Source organism: Salinivibrio sp. IB872 (assembly GCF_001995345.1).
Lineage (GTDB): Bacteria > Pseudomonadota > Gammaproteobacteria > Enterobacterales > Vibrionaceae > Salinivibrio > Salinivibrio proteolyticus.
Genome location: NZ_MUFO01000049.1, coordinates 1 through 18878, shown reverse-complemented (window position 1 = coordinate 18878; position 18878 = coordinate 1). Strand labels below are relative to the sequence as shown.

Below are 18878 nucleotides of genomic sequence, written 5' to 3'. Positions count from 1 at the left end.
CATAAAGATAATAAAAAATATCCCAATTAAAAGTGGCGAATGAAAAAGTAAAGGCACCGAGGAATGGTTGCCTCAGGCGGTCTTTTGAATGTTCAAGAATTGATTTTGGAACGTCCATCATAAATTCGTTCGTCCTTATTCTATCTCACCGGTTTCTAATAGTTTTTCAAACTCTGGAGGTGTAATAACAAAAGCGCCTTGAGCTTGTGCTTTCTCGAGTTTTGCGGAGCTTGCTCTACCACCATAGCAAATCGCATTGAGGTTCTTAGTGACACTCTTTCGCACCACCATACCTGCCTCTTCTGCCATTTCACTCAATTGCATTTTTTCTGCTTCTGGCAAACCGGTAAACGTAATCTCAAATGCGCCGCTATTCGTACTTCGTTTTTTACGAGGTGGTCTAGATGGTTGAGGCGTTGGAGATGCTATATCTAACCTGAGAAGATTAAAGCACCAGTCTTCAAAACTATACCTCTTACCCGTTGAGAAAACTTTTTCGATACGAGCAACTTTAAAGCTACGTTCTTCACCTTCTGTATGGCAAATACCGAAAAGGTACTGCTCTTTTTTGTCATTCACACATAACTTAGTTGGAGAGATTTCTCTGTGTGACCGCTCGCCTTGACTGTCTGTGTAATCGAAAGAAACATCTGCTGTGCTTCCTTCCCAGATAGTGCTTAATGTTTTTTCCCAGCGAGCAATAGCCCGAGCTTTCGATTCATCTTTTTCAGAGAACGGTTTCTCATACGGAATTGAAGACTCTATATCTTGATGAACCTTTGCAGGCTTTACGCCTTGGGATGGAGGTGGCTTTAAGGATGCGATCTTACTTTTGACTAGGCATATCAGCTTATATATACCAAAGCCGATCGCGCACCATAAAATAAAGCCCACTAACGATTGGACATTACTACTTTCATGGTTACTGCCGGATGGCAGTAAAAGCAAAACACCTAGAAAAGACAGGTACCCGAATCCGATGACTCTTGCCTTCCTTGTGTAAGTACGACCAAGTAAAAACCATACGAAAACAAAGGGGAAAATGATGATACCAAGTATCAGAGCGATACTAGGTCTTCGACTTTCAACAGAGTTAGCCTCATCTACCATGACGATTCCTCCCTAAACCAACTGAAAAAGCGCCTCTTTGGGCGCTAGGACACACTCAACTGTACTATATATCAGCAATCTATGCCTCTATCACTTTCTCACTTCGCATACACGCTCAGTCAAAAAGCATCGTCAGTTCGTTCTCTGACTTGCTGCGAAAGCCGAAAGTATTTCTCTGCCACTAAGTAGCTGATCACCGCCTCTTTTTGTCGGTCGCGGAATTGATTTACCCACTGATGTGCATTGTGAATGATCGCTTGCGCTTCATGCGGATAGGTGAGGTAATGATCGATAACTGCCTCTAGGTTGGAAAAACCTGCGTTCACTTCGGCATAGTGAACCCCGGGGATTAATTGGCCCTCCATAAACCAAGTTTCATACTCCAGCGGCGGTGAGATGCACAGCGAGTTGGATGACAGTATCCACTTTAAATTGGTCGCAACGTCTTTCCCTTCCACACTGAGAATAAACTTATGCTGTAACTGCGCTTGCGCTGTTAGCGGGGCTTTTCGATAGGCTTGGTCAGTCTCATTCGCGGGGCGGGTATCTCCGACATCAATGATAGGATGCGTGTAAAAGCGGCGAAGAAGTTCGCGACGCTTGTGATTAAAGCAGCGTCCACGCCATACCGCGCTATCGCGTTTTTGCCCAAACGGTACGGGATCATCAATAAATTGAAAATGGCGCACCGCATTGAGCTTGAGTAGTACGGCGTTTTGATTGTCGCCATGAATGGGACGGCTTTTTACAAAGGCTGGCGTAAGTGGCGGTTGCGTGACATCGCCGCCTAAGTAATGCAAAAACAAGCCGTTGGGGAACCAGCGCATCACTCGCAATATATCTAAAAAATACACCGAGCCGTGATCTTGTCTCACTCGGCCCGTCTGATGATCGCAATATTGCTCCGACAAACAAAAAGGGGCATTCAAACGGTTGTAATAACTGACACGTTGGTCGATATCAGATTGATGCTGCTGATAAATGGGCAACAGTTGCCGGCACATCCATGTGCGATACCAATCATTAGGGATCGCATTGAGTGCCAAGTTATAACTATAGTAGCGGAGTTTTTTCACCCTCTTGCTCCGTCAATCCGTCTGCGGACATCGATTTACCGCAAAGTCTAGTCGAGCAAGATGACGAGCAAATGAAATGGCGAGAGAGCCTGTTGCTCGCTCTCTCGCGACAAGACTTATTCGATGGTGAATTTGCCTTTCATCACAGTCCAGTGGCCTGGGAAAGAGCAGAAATAAGTTAAGTCTTTACCTTTCAAACCTTCGGTTGAGAAGGTGATGGTGGTGCTTTCGCCGCCGCCAATCAGTTTAGTGTGTGCCAAGATGCGATCGTCGCCTTGTGGCAGATAATCGTTATCTGCACCGGCACCGGCGCCTTTCATGGCGATGTCTTGCAGGTTAGACGTTTCCGACAGCACCCAGTTGTGGCCCATAGAGGTCACAGGCATTGAGCCTTGATGCTCAAGCGTTAGCGTGACTTCACTGCAGCTTGCTGGCACGGATAGCGATGTTTGATCGTAGGCCATTTTATCACCGGTGGTGACAGTTAACTCACACTCGTTGGCAGCCGCTTGCGTAGAAACAGACGCGAACGCCAGTGCGGCGAGGGCTAACAGTTTTTTCATCGGTACATACTCCTATTATGGATGTAAAGGTATGTTTTTTATGCCTGTGGCACGCTGTCATCATACGGACTCGCTACAAGAAAACAGTTAGCCGATTCAAAGATCAGCAGATTGTTAACTGTTTTTATTTTGCTCAATACTGTGAGAGGCCTGATCGCGATCAAGCGATACACGTAAAGGTGTTTACAGGTGTGTGATAACGCATAGGATTAAAGACAGACAGGGTGCGCTGACCAGTGGCTATGATAAGATAACAAACTGACTGTCAGCACTTTGAGGCGCTATGACCAATACCACTGGGTTACTGCACCGCGCACAGCAGCTTTGTGAGCAGCGAGGAGTAAGGCTTACTCCACAACGTACGCGCGTTTACGAAATTATTGCCAACTACTCACGCGCCATCAGTGCCTATGAGTTGCTTGATGTGTTGCGCGAAACAGAACCACAAGCCAAGCCCCCAACTGTTTATCGTGCGCTAGACTTTCTATTAGCGCAGGGGTTTGTACACAAAGTGGAGTCAACCAACAGCTACATCGCTTGTTGCCATTTGGGACACCAAGGACACTGCTCGCAACTGTTGATTTGCGATCAATGCGGTACGGTCGAAGAGTGCCACACCGAGGAGCTGTCGGATGCATTGCTTGAAAAGGCGCAGCAAGTGGGCTTTCACGTACAACACCATGTGATTGAAACGCATGGCACATGTGCACAGTGCTTGGCTCAATAACATTGAATTGATTAGGACGGACATTCTTTATGGAAGCACAATTCGTCAACCCATTCCTGACCTCGCTGATTAACGTGCTGCAAACCATGGCACAGTTAGATATTCAGCCTGAGAAGCCTCACCTAAAGAAATCCGAGATCGCTAAAGGGGATGTTTCTGGGTTAATCGGTATGGTTGGCCCACAAACCAAAGGGTCGTTCTCAGTGACCTTTGACGAAGGTATGGCGCTGGAGATCATGTTTCGCATGCTCGGTGAGCGCGCAGACTCGATCAACGAGGAAGTCACTGACATGGTGGGTGAAATCACCAATATGGTGACCGGGGGTGCCAAGCGTATTCTGTCAGAAAAAGGCTTTGAGTTTGAGATGGCAACCCCAATGGTGGTGTCTGGTAAAGGTCATACCATCAATCACAAAAGCGATGGGCCTGTGATTATTATGCCGTTTAAATCGCCTCACGGTACTGCCTTCATTGAAATCTGCTTTGATCACTAAGACAGCACGGCTCGATACACAAACGCCGCGCAATTGCGCGGCGTTTTTTTCGTTTCACCGTTTAAGCGATTACGCTTGGCGCCATTGCTTAAAGGTGTTGATCAAGCCATTGGTCGAGCTGTCATGGCTGTCGATTTCGTTATTATCGTTCAGCTCTGGCAGGATGTTGTTTGCGAGCTGTTTACCTAGCTCAACGCCCCACTGATCAAAGCTGTAGATATTCCAAATCACACCCTGAGTGAAGATTTTGTGCTCGTACATCGCAATCAACGCGCCCAAGGTATATGGCGTGATTTGATTGACCAGAATCGAGTTCGTCGGACGGTTGCCCTCAAACACTTTAAACGGTGCGATCGCAGCAACTTCATCGGCTGATTTACCCGCTTTTGCTAGCTCGGCTTCCACTTGCTCTCGATCTTTACCAAATGCCAGTGCTTCGGTCTGGGCGAAGAAGTTAGCCATCAATTTGGCGTGATGATCGCCAATCGCGTTGTGACTATGCACTGGGGCAATAAAGTCACACGGGATTAATTTGGTGCCTTGGTGGATCAGCTGATAGAACGCATGCTGACCATTGGTACCCGGCTCACCCCAAATGATTGGGCCGGTTTGATAGTCAACCGGATTACCGTTGCGGTCCACATACTTACCGTTTGATTCCATATTGCCTTGTTGGAAATAGGCAGCAAAACGGTGCATGTATTGATCGTAAGGTAAAATGGCTTCTGATTCTGCGCCGTGGAAGTTGTTGTACCAAATACCAATCAGTGCCAACAGCACCGGCATGTTCTGCGCCATCGGTGCGGTTTTGAAGTGGTTATCCATTTGATGGGCACCGTCAAGCAGTGCAACAAAGTTGTCGTAACCTACGCCCAAACAGATAGAAAGACCAATCGCCGACCACAATGAGTAACGACCACCCACCCAGTCCCAGAATTCGAACATGTTGGCCGTATCAATACCAAACTCAGACACCGCTTTTGCGTTAGTAGAAAGCGCGGCAAAGTGCTTCGCCACTTGGCTTTCATCCCCTGCTGCGTTCATAAACCAATCACGCGCTGTATGGGCGTTGGTCATGGTTTCTTGGGTGGTGAAGGTTTTTGACGCCACCAAGAACAAGGTGGTTTCTGGATTTAGATCTTTTAACGTTTCGGCGATATGCGTGCCATCCACGTTAGAGACAAAGTGCAGGTTCAAATGGTTTTTGTACGCGGCGAGCGCTTCGGTCACCATGTAAGGACCAAGATCTGAGCCACCGATACCAATGTTAACCACATCTGTAATCGCTTTGCCGGTATAGCCTTTCCACTCACCGCTGATCACACGCTCGGAAAACGACTGCATTTGCGCCAGTACCGCGTTCACTTTTGGCATCACATCTTCGCCATCCACCATGATGGGTGAATTGCTGCGGTTACGCAGTGCTGTATGGAGCACTGCACGATCTTCGGTGCGGTTGATCTTCTCACCGTCAAACATCGCGCTGATCGCGTCCGCCACACCGGTTTCATCCGCCAGTGCCAGCAACTTGGTCAGTGTTTCTTCACTGATCAGGTTTTTGGAATAATCCAACAGAATGCTGTCTTCGAATTGGGTCGAGAAATGGGCGAATCGCTGTGGGTTGTCGGCAAAAAGATCCGCCAGTGTGTAGTCCTGTGCTTCTTCAAAGTGGGCGGTCAGTGATTGCCACGCCACGGTTTGAGTGGGATTAGTTGTCTTTAGCATCATGGTCATCCAAATCGCGTTGTGAATGCCGCTGTTAGCGTAACAGCCGGCAAGGATCCTGTATTGTCTCAGCGTCACCACGCTGTTCGCGGTGGCAATTGGAGTAATATTACATAATCACAGCCAGATTCTCACATGCAATTGCTGTGAGAGGGTTGCGATTAATCATAGAATAGTTGGATAAGCCTTGAGCTTTTCGCTCACGACGAGGATCACAACAAGGACTGCTTATGTGGTATCAAACCGAAATTCAATTGCGCCCACGCCCGCGGGGCTTTCACCTTATTACCGACGACATCGTATCAGCGCTGCCTATCCTCGATGAGATTGATATCGGGATGGTACAGGTGTTTATCAAGCATACGTCGGCGAGTTTGACCTTGAATGAAAATGCGGACCCCACAGTGCGCCAAGATATGGAAGCGCACTTTAACCACTCAGTGCCAGAACGCGCGCCCTATTATCAGCATACTTATGAAGGCGATGATGACATGCCGGCGCATCTTAAAGCATCGTTACTAGGCGCAAGCGTCACGGTCCCCATCAGCCAAGGTCGGCTCAATCTCGGTACATGGCAAGGGATTTATCTGGGCGAGCATCGCGATCATGGCGGTACACGCACCTTGGTGGTCACTGTGCAAGGTGCGCCAGGTACCGCTTAACATAAAAAGCTACACCGCGGCGTCATCGGCCGCGTTTAAGGCGAGATATTGACGAGGCACGCGGCCGGTGACTTGGCACACTAATTCGTAGCCAATGGTATCGACCAAGCGGGCAATGCGCTCAACGGGAAGCTCAGGCCCCCAAAGTACCGCTTCGTCACCCACTTTATCGGTCGCATCTGGGCCCAGATCAACGGTGATCATATCCATCGAGACACGCCCAGCCAGCGGCACTTCGCGACCATTCAGCCAAACAGGGGTGCCGTCAGGTGCAGAGCGGGGATAGCCATCGCCATAGCCGATCGCAATCACGCCAATCAAGGTATCGCGCGAACTGCGCCAACGCGCACCATAGCCTACCGGCTCGCCCGCTTTCAGTTCGCGAACCGCCATCACCCGGGACGTCAATCGCATTGCCGGTTTTAGGCCCAGCTGTTCGCCGGTGAGTTCAATTCGCGACGAAATGCCATATAGACAAATGCCGGGACGCACCCAGTCAAAATGACTTTGCGGCCAAAACAAGGTCCCCGACGAGGCTGCCAGCGACCGCTCTCCGCTTAGCCCTTCCGTTACCTGTATGAAGGTATCTATCTGTGCTTGCGTAATCGGATTATCCAGCTCGTCCGCGCAGCCAAAGTGGCTGAGAAAGCCAATGTCAGCGGCCACATTGTCGCAAGCATTGAGGGCGGCGAGTGCTTCCGGTACTTGCTCAGGCTGAAAACCTAAGCGGTGCATGCCTGAGTCGACTTTTAACCACACGGGTAACGGCTCACTTAACGAGGCTTGGGTCAGCATCGCTACTTGCTCTTTACAATGCACGGTTGCCGTCAATTGGTGAGTGACTAATAACGGCAGTTCATCCGCTTCATAAAATCCTTCCAGCAAGACGATGGGCAATTGGATCCCGGCACGACGTAACGTCAATGCTTCTTCCACCCGTGCCACACCGAAGGCATCGCTAAACGGGGCCAAGGTGGTGGCAACAGACGCGAGCCCATGCCCGTAACCATCGGACTTCACCACCGTCATCACTTTACTGTTAGGCGCTTTACGGCGCATCACTTGGATGTTGTGCACCATCGCCTCGGGATCAATCAAGGCACGAGCTGCATTGGTCATGGTAGACAGATCACTCATCATCAAACGCGGGTCCTGCATAGTTATCAAATCGCGAATACTGCCCTTGGAAGGTGAGACGCACACTACCAATCGGACCGTTACGCTGTTTACCAATCAGGATTTCCGCAATCCCTTTCATCGCACTTTCTGGGTTGTAGACTTCGTCTCGGTAAATAAACATGATCAAGTCGGCATCCTGCTCAATGGCGCCCGATTCACGTAAGTCCGAGTTAACTGGGCGTTTATCCGCCCGTTGCTCCAACGAGCGGTTCAGCTGCGATAGCGCCACTACAGGCACGTTCAGCTCTTTTGCGAGCGCTTTGAGCGAGCGAGAAATTTCGGCAATTTCAAGGGTTCGGTTTTCTTGTAAACCCGGAACACGCATCAATTGCAGGTAGTCGACCATGATCATGCTCAGACCGCCATGTTCACGTGCAACGCGACGTGCTCGCGAGCGCACATCGGTCGGTGTCAGACCGGAGCTGTCATCGATGTACATGTTCTTTTTCTGCATCAAGATCCCCATCGATGAGGAGATGCGCGCCCAGTCCTCATCATCAAGCTGACCGGTCCGGATCTTGGTTTGATCGACGCGCGAGAGCGAGGCCAACATACGCATCATCAGCTGTTCAGCCGGCATCTCGAGCGAGAAGATCAACACGGGTTTTTCTTGGTCCATCGCCGCGTTTTCACACAAGTTCATCGCAAAGGTGGTTTTACCCATCGATGGACGTGCTGCGACAATGATTAAATCAGACGGCTGTAGGCCGGCAGTTTTTTTGTTCAGGTCAGTAAAGCCTGTCGATACGCCCGTGACACCATCTTGCGGTGACTTAAAGAGCTCTTCAATGCGCTCCAGTGTTTTGCTCAGCACCGAGTCAATATGCTGCGGCCCTTCGTTTTCACTGGTTCGAGATTCGGCAATCGCAAACACCTTGCTCTCGGCCATATCGAGCAGATCTTCCGAGCTACGCCCTTGCGTGTCATAGCCCGCATCGGCGATTTCATTGGCTACCCCAATCAGATTACGCACCATGGCACGCTCTCGCACAATATCGGCGTAAGCAATAATGTTGGCCGCACTTGGGGTGTTTTTCGCCAACTCCGCCAAGTAAGCAAAACCGCCCACATCGTCGAGCGTACCCGCTTTTTCAAGGTGCTCAGAGAGGGTGATCAAATCTAGTGGCTTGCCTTCATCGAGCAAGGTCTTGGTCGCATCGAAAATTAATCGATGGGGGCGACTGTAAAAGTCATGGCTGACGACTTTTTCCGCAACCGCATCCCAGCGCTCGTTATCCAACATCAAGCCACCCAGCACGGACTGCTCGGCTTCAATGGAATGTGGCGGCACTTTGAGGTTAGCGACTTGTTGATCTTTTGCGGGTTTACGATTGTCTGCCATAACGAACTCACCTATTACTGATGGGCGCCATTATACCCGCTGTCCTAGCGAGACGCTGCCCTGTCAGCCATTTTTTTCCAAACGCTGAATAATCACCGCGGATTTTAACCCAAATTTGACCGCTTCAATGCTGACGATCCCTATCATAGCGCGCCTGAGACAGTGTGAGGGTAAAGCCATGAAATCTGATTATACGCCGCTTTGGATCTCACTATGTGTCGCGTGTATCAGTCCTGCCTATGCAACCGAGCAAGACGACACGCCAAGGTCACCTTGGTCATCCGATATTTCCATCGGTTATCAACGTCTGGGCGGCAATGCCGATTCACAAACGATCAACAGTGAGTTAAACGGCCAATACCAAGTCGAACAATACAGTTATCAAGCCAGCGTCAGTCTGCTGCAGGTTGAAAAAGATGGCGAAGAGGACAAACGCAAAACGGAGTTCGAATCCCAAGCCAATATGAAGCTTAGCGCGCAAAGCTATGCGCTGCTGAACGCCACGTACGTCGCTGACCGTTATGGCCCTTACTTTGACGACTTTATGCTCGCAACCGGTCTTGGCTACCAATGGATAGAGCGTGACGCATTAAGTGTCAGCACAGAGATAGGTCCCGGTTTTCGTTACCAACGGCCAAATTTGGACGAAATTGATGACGATGATCTGATCATGCCCTACTCGGTCAGTGAGCCTGTCGTCCGCGCTCAAGCCAAATGGCAGTGGCGTTTTTTAGATAATGCCAATATCGAGGGACGCACACAGGTGGTGTCTGGGGAAAGCAATACCAGTGTGGAAGGCGTGTTGTCGCTAGCTACCACCATTACCGAAAAGCTCTCGATTAAGCTGACGGGAAAACAAAACTACATGAGTGAAGTGCCACCGGGGCTGAAGCACAAAGACAGTGTGTTCACGGTCGGATTACGGTATCAGTGGCTTTAGCGGTTATCTGTTCACAGGCATAAAAAAAGCCAGCCTTATCGGCTGGCTCTTTCACAAACATTGTCTTGGCAATTACGCAGCAACAACGTTCACTTTTACGGTTGCGAACACGTCAGAGTGCAGTTGCACGCTGATTTCGTACTCACCAGTGTTGCGCAGTGCGCCTTCTGGTAGACGAACTTCGCTCTTCGCGATTTCAACGCCTGCTGCAGTTACAGCGTCAGCGATGTCACGAGTACCGATAGAACCGAACAGCTTGCCTTCGTCGCCCGCTTTAGATGCGATCTCAACCGCTTCTAGCGCTTCAACTTTCTCAGCACGCGCTTGAGCGGCAGCCAGTTGCTCAGCAACTTTTGCTTCTAGCTCAGCACGACGTGCTTCGAAGTGTTCGATGTTTGATTTGGTTGCCATAACAGCCTTACCTTGTGGGATAAGGAAGTTACGCGCGTAACCAGACTTAACAGTTACCTGATCACCTAGGCCACCCAGGTTACCGATTTTATCAAGTAGAATAACTTGCATTCTTCAATCCTCTCTAACGTGGACAGTTCCGATTACTGATGCTTGTCAGTGTACGGCAGCAGGGCCAGGTAACGAGCGCGCTTGATAGCACGAGCCAGTTGACGCTGGTACTTAGCACGAGTACCAGTGATACGGCTAGGTACAATCTTACCAGATTCGGTAATGTAGTTTTTTAGAGTCGCTACATCTTTGTAGTCGATCTCTTGTACGCCTTCTGCAGTGAAACGGCAGAATTTACGACGACGGAAGAAACGTGCCATGGGCTTATCTCCTGATCTAAATGTCTATAATGTGGTCGGCATGCAATACCAATTTTCCCTCGCCTTGTCGGCTGGTCTGGTAAGCGAGAAAACCGCTTACCTTGATATGGCTGCCTAAAGCTAAATCGTGAGTCTGTTGTGTTGACCCTTGCCCGCTTACCACCACCGGCAGACGACAATACACCTGACGGGGAAGGTTCGCTTCGAGTTGCGTGGAACGATGCTCTAACACAAAGTGGCAGTGCGGGATCCCTGCAGGGCTCTGGCGGTGGACCGGAGCTTTACTGATAACACCAGCAAGTTCCAATCGATTGGTCATCACAGCAATTACTCAGCAGCGCTCTCGCCTTCAGCTTTCGCTTCTGGTTTCGCTTCTGCACGCTCTTCGCGCTCAGGGCGATCTTCACGCTTAGCAGTACGCTCTTCTTTAGCCTTCATCATGACAGATGGCTCAGTGATAGCGTCTTTGGTACGCATGATCATGTTACGGATCACAGCGTCGTTGAAGCGGAACGTGCTTTCTAGCTCGTCAATCACAGATTGCTCAGCTTCTACGTTCATCAGAACATAGTGTGCTTTGTGCAGTTTGTTGATTGGGTAAGCCAGTTGACGACGGCCCCAGTCTTCTAGACGGTGGATTTGACCACCCGCATCTTTGATAGACGCAGTGTAACGCTCGATCATGCCAGCAACTTGCTCGCTCTGATCAGGGTGCACCATGAATACGATTTCGTAATGACGCATTGAGTTGCTCCTTACGGATTAATCAGCTTCCACAATTGGCCCGGTCGTCCAGCGGAAGCAAGGAACGAAAAATAAAAGACCGAGAATCAGGCGCGAGATAGTACAGAATTGCAGCGCCATTAGCAAACAGATTTTCTCTTCATCGGCTCACCTTGCTGTCATCCTGTCACAACCAAACCAAAACGCCTCGCGACCTGTTCGATTATGGTCATTTCCATTCGTGTTTACTCGCACGACACAACCACTTAATTTGCGAAAAACAACAACTTACCGATAACAATTGGTGTGATATTGCGCCAAAAAACATGACGCGTAGCAAAAAAATCAAGAAATCAACCCTGCAAATTGTCAAGTTTGTTTAAGTTTCAACCAACATCACGCTATTGATGCACTTCTTTTTTACCAATAATTAATTTCTGAACCCGCGCTCAAATTATTGCACTTTCGCCTCCATTTCTTGGCATCAATTGCCCAACATAGCGGTTTTATTGCCTATTGTTGATATTTAAGTCACCTATATAGGCAAAAAAGTAAGGAAAAGGACACATCAAACGCTACCTGCATTGATGAAATTCGCTTCAAAAATTTTGGGAGCAAAATATGAAACTGATGACGCCATCACGTGCCGTCGCGCTAGGTTTGGCGGGACTCACGTTAAGTAGCCCCAGCGTACATGCTGCGGTTGATTGCCAGCCCCTGCCCAATTGGCAAAGTGGCAATACCTACACCCAAGGGGATCAAGTTAAAGCGGACGATACCGCCTATGAGGCAAGGTGGTGGACGCAAGCCGATCCTGCCACCCAATCAGGGGAGTGGAAAGCGTGGAAAATCCTCGGCCAGTGCGCGGGCAGCGTCAACCAAGCCCCTACCGCAACCTTAACCGTCTCCCCATCTGGACCCGTTAAGGTTGGCGACACACTCACCTTCACCCTCGCCGGGACAGACACGGATGGCACAGTGACCTCATTCGTACTCTCACAAGGCGAGACTGTCTTATATGAAGGTGCAGAAGCGACCAGCATTGACTGGCAAGCCGAACAAACGGGGCGCTTTACGTTTAGTCTCACCGTGACCGACGACAAAGGCGCGACCGATACCCAAACATTGCAACAGGTAGTGGGGGATGACCAAACCGGCGGCGATGAGTATGCCTGTCGCCCTGCTGGTTTATACACCACCCCAGATGTCGACGTGCCGTATTGCTCGGTGTATGACGAAAACGGCCTTGAAGACATGGGCGCCGATCACCCTCGCCGTGTCATTGGCTATTTCACTAGCTGGCGAAACGGCGCCAACGGTCAGCCTGCTTATTTAGTCAGTGATATTCCTTGGGACAAGATCACCCACATTAACTACGCCTTTGCCCACGTCAACGCGGACAACCAACTGTCTATTGGCGATCCCAACGCCCCCGATAACCCAGCGACCCAAATGACCTGGCCGGGCGTGGCCGGCGCAGAAATGGATCCAACCCTGCCGTACAAAGGCCACTTTAACTTGCTCAACAAGTATAAAAAGCAGCACCCCGACGTGAAAACGCTGATCTCCGTGGGTGGCTGGGCCGAAACCGGGGGTTACTTCGGTGAAAACGGCGAGCGCATCGACAGTGGCGGTTTCTATACCATGACTACCAATGCCGATGGCAGCGTCAACCAAGCTGGCATTAAAGCTTTCACCGACAGTGCCGTCGCCTTCTTGCGCCAGTATGGCTTTGACGGTCTAGACATTGATTATGAATACCCATCGTCAATGAAAGACTCAGGCCACCCTGACGATTTCGAGTACTCCAACCCACGTCGTGCGCACTTGAATAAATCCTATCAAGTATTGATGAAGTCGCTGCGTGAAGCGCTCGATAAAGCCAGTGCACAAGATGGCAAGCACTATATGCTGACCATTGCCGCACCGTCGTCGGGTTACTTATTGCGCGGGATGGAAACCTTCCAAACCACCCAATACTTAGATTACGTCAACATTATGAGCTATGACCTGCACGGGGCATGGAACGATCATGTTGGCCATCAGGCGCCGCTGTACGACACCGGCGAAGACTCGGAGCTTAAACAGTGGAATGTCTACCAGACCCCTGAGTTTGGCGGGATTGGTTATTTAAATACCGACTGGGCTGCGACCTACTTTATGGGCGGTATGTCTCCCGGCCGCATCAATATCGGTATCCCATATTACACTCGCGGCTTTAAAGACGTGCAAGGTGGCGATAAAGGCCTTTGGGGACGCGCGCCACTGCCAAACCAAAGTGAGTGCCCAGCCGGCACCGGTGTCGGTGAGAAAAACAAATGCGGCAACGGTGCAATCGGGATAGATAATCTTTGGCATGATGTGGACGAGCTCGGCAACGAAGTGCCTGCAGGCTCTAACCCATTGTGGCATGTGAAAAACCTGCTCGACGGCAAACTACCGGCCTATGCGGCGGAATACGGACTCGACCCTGAGCAAGACCCCACTGATCGCCTTACTGGTAGTTATCAGCGTTACTACGATGACATCGCCAAATCGCCATGGGTTTGGAACGAGGAAAAACGCGTATTCCTGTCGATGGAAGACGAAACCTCAATGGCTGAGAAAGTGGACTACGTCGTCAACAAAGGCCTAGGCGGGGTGATGTTCTGGGAGCTGGCGGGGGATTATCGCTATGATGATCAGCGTCAAGCCTATTTTATGGGTGACACCCTGACCTCGCTGGCGTACCAAACCTTTAAGCAATCCGGCAGCGACTACTCGCTACAACGTGGCGATGCCAGCTTCCAAGTGCCAAGCGAGCAAGTGGATGTCACGTTTGACGCACTGAACTTCCCAGTGGGCGATGACAACTATCCTATCCGCCCCACGTTCCGCTTTACCAACCACTCGGATCTGGACTTATCGGGCGCCACCATTAGCTTTGATGTGCCGATTTCAACCTCGGCCATTTTTAAATCTGACTGGAACGCCCAGAAAAAGCTGCGCATGGAAGTCGTGCGTGATAGCAGCAATGCCAGTGGTAACAACATCGGCGGGTTTGATGCCACGCATCATCGCTTTGCCATCACCTTGATCAACGAATGGGGTGGTATAGAGCAAAGCTTTAAGCCGGGTGAAACCTTGGACGCTCAGGTGATGTACTACATGCCGATCACTAACCCGACCAATATCACCATCGAAAAAGATGGCCAGCGCTATGCGGTAAAGCAGGAGTATCCAAGCCTTCCGCCTGCGCTACCCGGTAGCACCGGTCAAAGTGGTGGCGACACTCAGTGTCCCGGCGTCGATGTCGCCAGCCTGAGTACCTACCCCAACTGGCCCAATGGTAGCAACCATGCCAGCGGTGGCGACCAACTTATCTACCAAGATGCGGTATGGGAGGCCAAGTGGTGGACCCAAGCGGCACCCGGTGGTCAAGCTTGGCGCCAAGTCTGCAGCCTCTAATCCATTTCTGGTCTTGAATGCGGGGGCTGCGTGCCCCCGTTAAGGAGTCGTTATGTTCAAGTCTTCGCTCACACAGTTTTCCTGCCGTACCGCCGTGGCCCTTGCGCTGGTCGCAAGCAGTTCACAAGTGATGGCACATGGCTATTTAGAAAGCCCCAAAGCACGCCAAGCGATATGCCATGAGCAAGGAGGTTATTGGTGGCCTTCAGATGGGTCACGTATTCCTAACGCTGCCTGTCGCGCGGCGTTCTTAGAGTCGGGGCACTACCCGTTTGTGCAACATCATGAATCAGCGCAATTGGTGGCGGATTATCGCAATATGGATGCGGTGAAAGCGGCCGTTACCGATGGCAATTTATGTGGTGCCGGCGATCCCAATAAAGCCGGGATCAGTTTGCCCTCACCGGATTGGCAACGAACCGAAGTCACCCCAGATGGCAATGGTCAAATTGATGTACGCTTTCGCGCCACCACACCTCATAACCCAAGCTTTTGGGAAATTTATCTCACCAAGCCAGATTACAACGGCGCGACCGATGCGCTGACGTGGGATGATCTCGAGAAGATCGACACCTTTGGCGATCTGCCCATTGTGATCGGCGATAACGGAAACCGTTATTACGAGATGACCGTGACCCTGCCCGCCGATCGTCAAGGTGACGCCATTCTCTATAGCCGTTGGCAACGCATTGATCCGGCCGGTGAAGGCTTCTACAACTGTGCCGACATCACTATCACCCCCAGTCAGACAGCGCCAGCCCAATGGCACGAGCTGGGCTACTTTGTCCCACATCCACAAATGGCAGCTTTGGGCGATCGCGTACGTGCCCGCTTGCACAACCGCCAAGGCCAAGAAGTGGTAGATGTCACACTCACATTGACGGACCAAAATATGGCGAATTGGCCACACGCGCTGGCCAGCCTTATCGAACAACAGGCTAACGAGCCCTTACGTATCGGGGTGATGCGCCACGGTGAGATCCAGTTTAATGCCGATGACGTGGTGCAAAACCAAGTCTTTAGCCATCACGATAGCTATAGCTTCAACCTGTCGGTGATCCCGGCTACCGACGAACCCACCAGCAACCTGCCCGCATGGCGCGCATCTGAGGTCTATGTGGCCAAGGATCGCGTGCGCTACGGCGACAACATCTACCAAGCAAAATGGTGGACACGCAACGAGCAACCCGGCGCTGCCCTTGTTTGGCAACGCGTGACACAATAAGGAGCAAACATGAAGCCAATGACCCTACTCTCTCTGGCGATTGCTGGGGCACTGGGTGCCAGCCACGCCGTGGCGGCCCCCTCAACCCCAAGTTTGGACTGGAAGCCACAAAACTATTCTTTTGTTGAAGTCGACGAATATGGCCGCGGATCGTACAAAGATCTGGTGCAACGCGTGGATGAAGTCCAAATTGAGATTAAATGGAATGCGTGGTCCGGTGATGGCGGTGACAGCTACAAGGTGTACTTTGACGATCAGGTCGTCAATCAAGGCACCTTACCGGCAGGCACCAAATCCGGCATTGTCACTTTTCCCTATGACAAAGGAGGCCGCCACCAGCTTAAACTCGCCTTGTGTGAAGGCGGCGTGGATGGCCAGTGTGCGACCAGTGCCGCCAAACCCATCGTGATCGCAGACACCGACGGCGTGCATCTTGACCCACTGCCGATGAATGTCGACCCCAATAACAATGACTACCCCAAACAGCCTGATACCGTGGTGGGGGCATACTTTGTCGAATGGGGCATTTATGGTCGTAACTTCGATGTCAGTCAGGTGCCTGCGGGGAATCTCACCCACATCTTATATGGCTTTATCCCCATTTGTGGCCCCAATGAGTCATTAGGCGACATCGAAAATGGCAACAGCTTGCGCGCGCTGGAGCTCGCCTGCCAAGGCTCAAAAGACTATGAAGTGGTGATCCATGACCCTTGGGCAGCGATTCAGAAAAAACTGCCCGGCACACCAGCTAAAGATCCAATTGGTGGCACTTACGCGCAAATGATGGCGCTCAAGCAGCGCTACCCGGATCTGAAAATTCTCCCATCCGTTGGCGGCTGGACCCTATCAGACCCCTTCTATGATTTCACCGACAAAGCCAACCGTGATGTCTTTGTTGCCTCGATGAAAGAGTTCCTACAAACCTGGAAATTCTATGATGGGGTCGACATTGACTGGGAGTACCCAGGCGGTGGCGGTGCCAACCCAGATTTAGGCAATCCAGATAAAGACAGCCAAGCCTACGCGGCCTTAATGCGTGAGCTGCGCGCGATGTTGGATGAGCTCGAGGCCGACACGGGCCGTGAGTACCAACTCACCTCGGCCGTCGGGGCAGGTTATGACAAAATCGCCAACGTCGATTACAGCGCCAGCGCGCCGTACATGGATTACATCTTTGCCATGACCTACGACTTTTTCGGCGCATGGAATAATGTCACCGGTCACCAAACCGCCATTTACTGCGGCAGCCACATGAGTGCGGGTGAATGTGATGGTACTGGCGTCGATGACAACGGCGAGCCCCGTAAAGGCCCTGCCTACACGCTCGATAATGGCGTGCAATTACTGCTAGAAAGCGGCGTGCCACCGGAAAAAATGGTGATCGGTACCGCGATGTACGGTCGTGGCTGGGAAGGCGTTTTCCCTGCCAATGCAACCGATCCTAACAACCCGATGACCGCCCCCGGTAACGGTCCAATCAAAGGCAGCACCGCTGATGGTATTTGGGAAGCGGGTGTGATTGACTACAAAGGCGTCGTCAAATCAATGCTCGGCAGCGCGGGGAACGGTATCAATGGCTTCCAAACCGGTTATGATGAGCAAGCTGAAGCGGCCTACGTTTGGAACCCAGACAACGGCAAGCTAGTCACTTATGACAACCAGCGCTCGGTCAAAGCCAAAGGCCAGTATGTGCGCAACCACAACTTCGCCGGTTTGTTTGCCTGGGAAATCGATGCCGACAATGGCGATATCCTTAATGCGATGCACGAGGGCTTAGCACAGGATGGTCAGCCGCCAGTCAATAACGCCCCCACCGTCACCCTTGCGCAGCAAAGCTATACGCTGGCACCCGGAGCATCGTTAACTATTGCCGCCAATGGGCGTGATCAGGATGGCGATACCCTGACCTATCGCTGGCAAGGCGATACGGCGCTGACCCTGACCAATAGCGACACGGATTCGGTCACCGTGACCGCCCCCGATGTGAGCACCAGCACCGATTATTCCCTGTCGGTGACGGTATCGGATGATCAAGCCAATGCCGAGGCCAGCACTACTATTGAGGTGGTGGTACCGGGTGAAAACCAAGCCCCCACCGTGGCACCTATCGCCCCTGTTAGCCTGAAAAGCGGTGAGCAAACCCGCGTGACGATTGAGGCAAACGACCCAGATGGCGATACACTCAGCTACACTTACCGTGCATCCGGCGATCTGGCCGTCTCGGGCACCGGTGATCAGGTGACGCTGACCGCGCCCACTGTGACGGAGAATCGCGACTATGTGGTCACGGTCGAGGTCAGCGATGGCGACAAAACCACGCAAGCGCAATTCACCGTCACCGTGACACCGGCCAGCGGCTTGCCAAAGTGGGATGAAAACACCGTGTATGTCGGCGGCGATCGTGTCCTTTATCAAGGGGGGGAGTATCGCGCCAAGTGGTGGACCAAAGGCCAGCGCCCAGACCAAGGCGATCCATGGGAGCGCGTCGGGGATAGCCAAGCCAACCAAAGCAGTGAATGGCAAGCGACCGTTGCTTATTCCGGTGGCGATGAAGTTGAATATAACAACCAACGCTACCAAGCCAAGTGGTGGACGCAAGGCGAAAAGCCGGGCAGCACCGCGGTCTGGCAATTGCTGTAACGGTTTTTCACTTCCCTCAATGACAAAACGCCCCAACAGGGGCGTTTCAGACTGCTGACAAAGGTCTAGCTTTCGAGCTAGACCTTTGATCTAATAGGAGTGTCGCAATAGGGATGCTCCGGTATGCTTCAAGAACCTTCTCCACACCAATATGAACTTGAAATGGTGACGATGGAACAACTTGTTCCCAAAGACCATCTTGTTCGTAAAATCGACCGTGCCATCGACTTCGAGTTTATTCGA

The 18878-nt window shown here is 51.4% G+C and carries 17 protein-coding genes; 7 read left to right on the top strand and 10 right to left on the bottom strand.

The genetic code is table 11. From position 1 onward, the window contains the following. Window positions 1-135: 135 nt before the first annotated feature. From BZJ18_RS14920 to azu, 3 genes are all read right to left on the bottom strand, one after another. On the bottom strand, window positions 136-1110 hold the full coding sequence (locus BZJ18_RS14920; protein WP_077457940.1) for a WYL domain-containing protein: 975 nt from the start codon (window positions 1108-1110) through the stop codon (window positions 136-138). Window positions 1111-1229: 119 nt separating this feature from the next. Continuing rightward, window positions 1230-2186 carry a glycosyl transferase family 90 gene (locus BZJ18_RS14915; protein WP_077457938.1) on the bottom strand — a complete coding sequence of 319 codons (957 nt, stop codon included), beginning with the start codon at window positions 2184-2186 and terminating at the stop codon, window positions 1230-1232. 116 nt (window positions 2187-2302) lie between these two features. After that, entirely contained in the window at window positions 2303-2749 is a 447-nt protein-coding gene (gene azu / locus BZJ18_RS14910; protein WP_077457936.1) for an azurin, read from the bottom strand. A gap of 283 nt (window positions 2750-3032) precedes the next feature. On the opposite strand from azu, the gene zur reads away from it, so the two are divergent. Together zur and BZJ18_RS14900 are read left to right on the top strand one after the other, a co-directional pair. After that, window positions 3033-3476: a zinc uptake transcriptional repressor Zur gene (gene zur / locus BZJ18_RS14905; protein ID WP_077457934.1), complete on the top strand. Its 444-nt coding sequence runs from the start codon at window positions 3033-3035 to the stop codon at window positions 3474-3476. Between the two features lie 29 nt (window positions 3477-3505). Next, window positions 3506-3970 (top strand): chemotaxis protein CheX, encoded by a 465-nt coding sequence (locus tag BZJ18_RS14900; RefSeq protein WP_077457932.1) that lies wholly within the window; start codon window positions 3506-3508, stop codon window positions 3968-3970. 69 nt (window positions 3971-4039) lie between these two features. On the opposite strand, the gene pgi is transcribed toward BZJ18_RS14900, so the two are convergent. Beyond that, window positions 4040-5695, bottom strand: coding sequence for a glucose-6-phosphate isomerase (gene pgi / locus BZJ18_RS14895; RefSeq protein ID WP_077457944.1), 1656 nt, complete (start codon window positions 5693-5695; stop codon window positions 4040-4042). A 230-nt stretch (window positions 5696-5925) separates the two neighbouring features. Between pgi and BZJ18_RS14890 the strand changes: the two genes are divergently transcribed. Next, window positions 5926-6357 (top strand): secondary thiamine-phosphate synthase enzyme YjbQ, encoded by a 432-nt coding sequence (locus tag BZJ18_RS14890; RefSeq protein WP_077457930.1) that lies wholly within the window; start codon window positions 5926-5928, stop codon window positions 6355-6357. 9 nt (window positions 6358-6366) lie between these two features. Here BZJ18_RS14890 and alr read toward each other — a convergent pair whose 3' ends face one another. Beyond that, window positions 6367-7497 (bottom strand): alanine racemase, encoded by a 1131-nt coding sequence (gene alr, locus BZJ18_RS14885; RefSeq protein WP_077457928.1) that lies wholly within the window; start codon window positions 7495-7497, stop codon window positions 6367-6369. Continuing rightward, a complete protein-coding gene (locus tag BZJ18_RS14880) occupies window positions 7487-8878 on the bottom strand; it encodes a replicative DNA helicase (RefSeq protein ID WP_069589691.1) in 1392 nt (463 codons plus the stop codon). The genes alr and BZJ18_RS14880 overlap by 11 nt, the downstream gene beginning before the upstream one ends. A gap of 178 nt (window positions 8879-9056) precedes the next feature. On the opposite strand from BZJ18_RS14880, the gene BZJ18_RS14875 reads away from it, so the two are divergent. Further along, window positions 9057-9818 carry a DUF481 domain-containing protein gene (locus BZJ18_RS14875; protein WP_077457926.1) on the top strand — a complete coding sequence of 254 codons (762 nt, stop codon included), beginning with the start codon at window positions 9057-9059 and terminating at the stop codon, window positions 9816-9818. Between the two features lie 72 nt (window positions 9819-9890). Here BZJ18_RS14875 and rplI read toward each other — a convergent pair whose 3' ends face one another. From rplI to rpsF, 4 genes are read right to left on the bottom strand one after another with little or no spacing between them, the layout of a single operon-like run. Then, window positions 9891-10340 (bottom strand): 50S ribosomal protein L9, encoded by a 450-nt coding sequence (rplI, locus tag BZJ18_RS14870; protein ID WP_069589694.1) that lies wholly within the window; start codon window positions 10338-10340, stop codon window positions 9891-9893. A 32-nt stretch (window positions 10341-10372) separates the two neighbouring features. Then, window positions 10373-10600: a 30S ribosomal protein S18 gene (gene rpsR, locus BZJ18_RS14865; protein WP_069589695.1), complete on the bottom strand. Its 228-nt coding sequence runs from the start codon at window positions 10598-10600 to the stop codon at window positions 10373-10375. Window positions 10601-10616: 16 nt separating this feature from the next. Beyond that, complete coding sequence (gene priB, locus BZJ18_RS14860; RefSeq protein WP_069589696.1) at window positions 10617-10919, bottom strand: primosomal replication protein N; 303 nt, start codon at window positions 10917-10919, stop codon at window positions 10617-10619. An 8-nt stretch (window positions 10920-10927) separates the two neighbouring features. Then, on the bottom strand, window positions 10928-11344 hold the full coding sequence (gene rpsF, locus BZJ18_RS14855; RefSeq protein ID WP_069589698.1) for a 30S ribosomal protein S6: 417 nt from the start codon (window positions 11342-11344) through the stop codon (window positions 10928-10930). A 600-nt stretch (window positions 11345-11944) separates the two neighbouring features. Here rpsF and BZJ18_RS14850 point away from each other — a divergent pair. From BZJ18_RS14850 to BZJ18_RS14840, 3 genes are read left to right on the top strand one after another with little or no spacing between them, the layout of a single operon-like run. Next, a complete protein-coding gene (locus tag BZJ18_RS14850) occupies window positions 11945-14770 on the top strand; it encodes a glycosyl hydrolase family 18 protein (protein ID WP_198532254.1) in 2826 nt (941 codons plus the stop codon). A gap of 52 nt (window positions 14771-14822) precedes the next feature. Further along, window positions 14823-15995: a lytic polysaccharide monooxygenase gene (locus tag BZJ18_RS14845; RefSeq protein WP_077457924.1), complete on the top strand. Its 1173-nt coding sequence runs from the start codon at window positions 14823-14825 to the stop codon at window positions 15993-15995. A gap of 9 nt (window positions 15996-16004) precedes the next feature. Beyond that, a complete protein-coding gene (locus tag BZJ18_RS14840; protein ID WP_077457922.1) occupies window positions 16005-18635 on the top strand; it encodes a glycosyl hydrolase family 18 protein in 2631 nt (876 codons plus the stop codon). Window positions 18636-18878 lie beyond the last annotated feature (243 nt).

Bases quoted from the DNA above. Each gene is read 5' to 3' on its own strand.
- BZJ18_RS14920 (WP_077457940.1), bottom strand. From the start codon at position 1,110: ATGGTAGATGAGGCTAACTCTGTTGAAAGTCGAAGACCTAGTATCGCT.
- azu (WP_077457936.1), bottom strand. From the start codon at position 2,749: ATGAAAAAACTGTTAGCCCTCGCCGCACTGGCGTTCGCGTCTGTTTCT.
- zur (WP_077457934.1), top strand. From the start codon at position 3,033: ATGACCAATACCACTGGGTTACTGCACCGCGCACAGCAGCTTTGTGAG.
- BZJ18_RS14900 (WP_077457932.1), top strand. From the start codon at position 3,506: ATGGAAGCACAATTCGTCAACCCATTCCTGACCTCGCTGATTAACGTG.
- pgi (WP_077457944.1), bottom strand. From the start codon at position 5,695: ATGCTAAAGACAACTAATCCCACTCAAACCGTGGCGTGGCAATCACTG.
- BZJ18_RS14890 (WP_077457930.1), top strand. From the start codon at position 5,926: ATGTGGTATCAAACCGAAATTCAATTGCGCCCACGCCCGCGGGGCTTT.
- alr (WP_077457928.1), bottom strand. From the start codon at position 7,497: ATGATGAGTGATCTGTCTACCATGACCAATGCAGCTCGTGCCTTGATT.
- BZJ18_RS14880 (WP_069589691.1), bottom strand. From the start codon at position 8,878: ATGGCAGACAATCGTAAACCCGCAAAAGATCAACAAGTCGCTAACCTC.
- BZJ18_RS14875 (WP_077457926.1), top strand. From the start codon at position 9,057: ATGAAATCTGATTATACGCCGCTTTGGATCTCACTATGTGTCGCGTGT.
- rplI (WP_069589694.1), bottom strand. From the start codon at position 10,340: ATGCAAGTTATTCTACTTGATAAAATCGGTAACCTGGGTGGCCTAGGT.
- rpsR (WP_069589695.1), bottom strand. From the start codon at position 10,600: ATGGCACGTTTCTTCCGTCGTCGTAAATTCTGCCGTTTCACTGCAGAA.
- priB (WP_069589696.1), bottom strand. From the start codon at position 10,919: ATGACCAATCGATTGGAACTTGCTGGTGTTATCAGTAAAGCTCCGGTC.
- rpsF (WP_069589698.1), bottom strand. From the start codon at position 11,344: ATGCGTCATTACGAAATCGTATTCATGGTGCACCCTGATCAGAGCGAG.
- BZJ18_RS14850 (WP_198532254.1), top strand. From the start codon at position 11,945: ATGAAACTGATGACGCCATCACGTGCCGTCGCGCTAGGTTTGGCGGGA.
- BZJ18_RS14845 (WP_077457924.1), top strand. From the start codon at position 14,823: ATGTTCAAGTCTTCGCTCACACAGTTTTCCTGCCGTACCGCCGTGGCC.
- BZJ18_RS14840 (WP_077457922.1), top strand. From the start codon at position 16,005: ATGAAGCCAATGACCCTACTCTCTCTGGCGATTGCTGGGGCACTGGGT.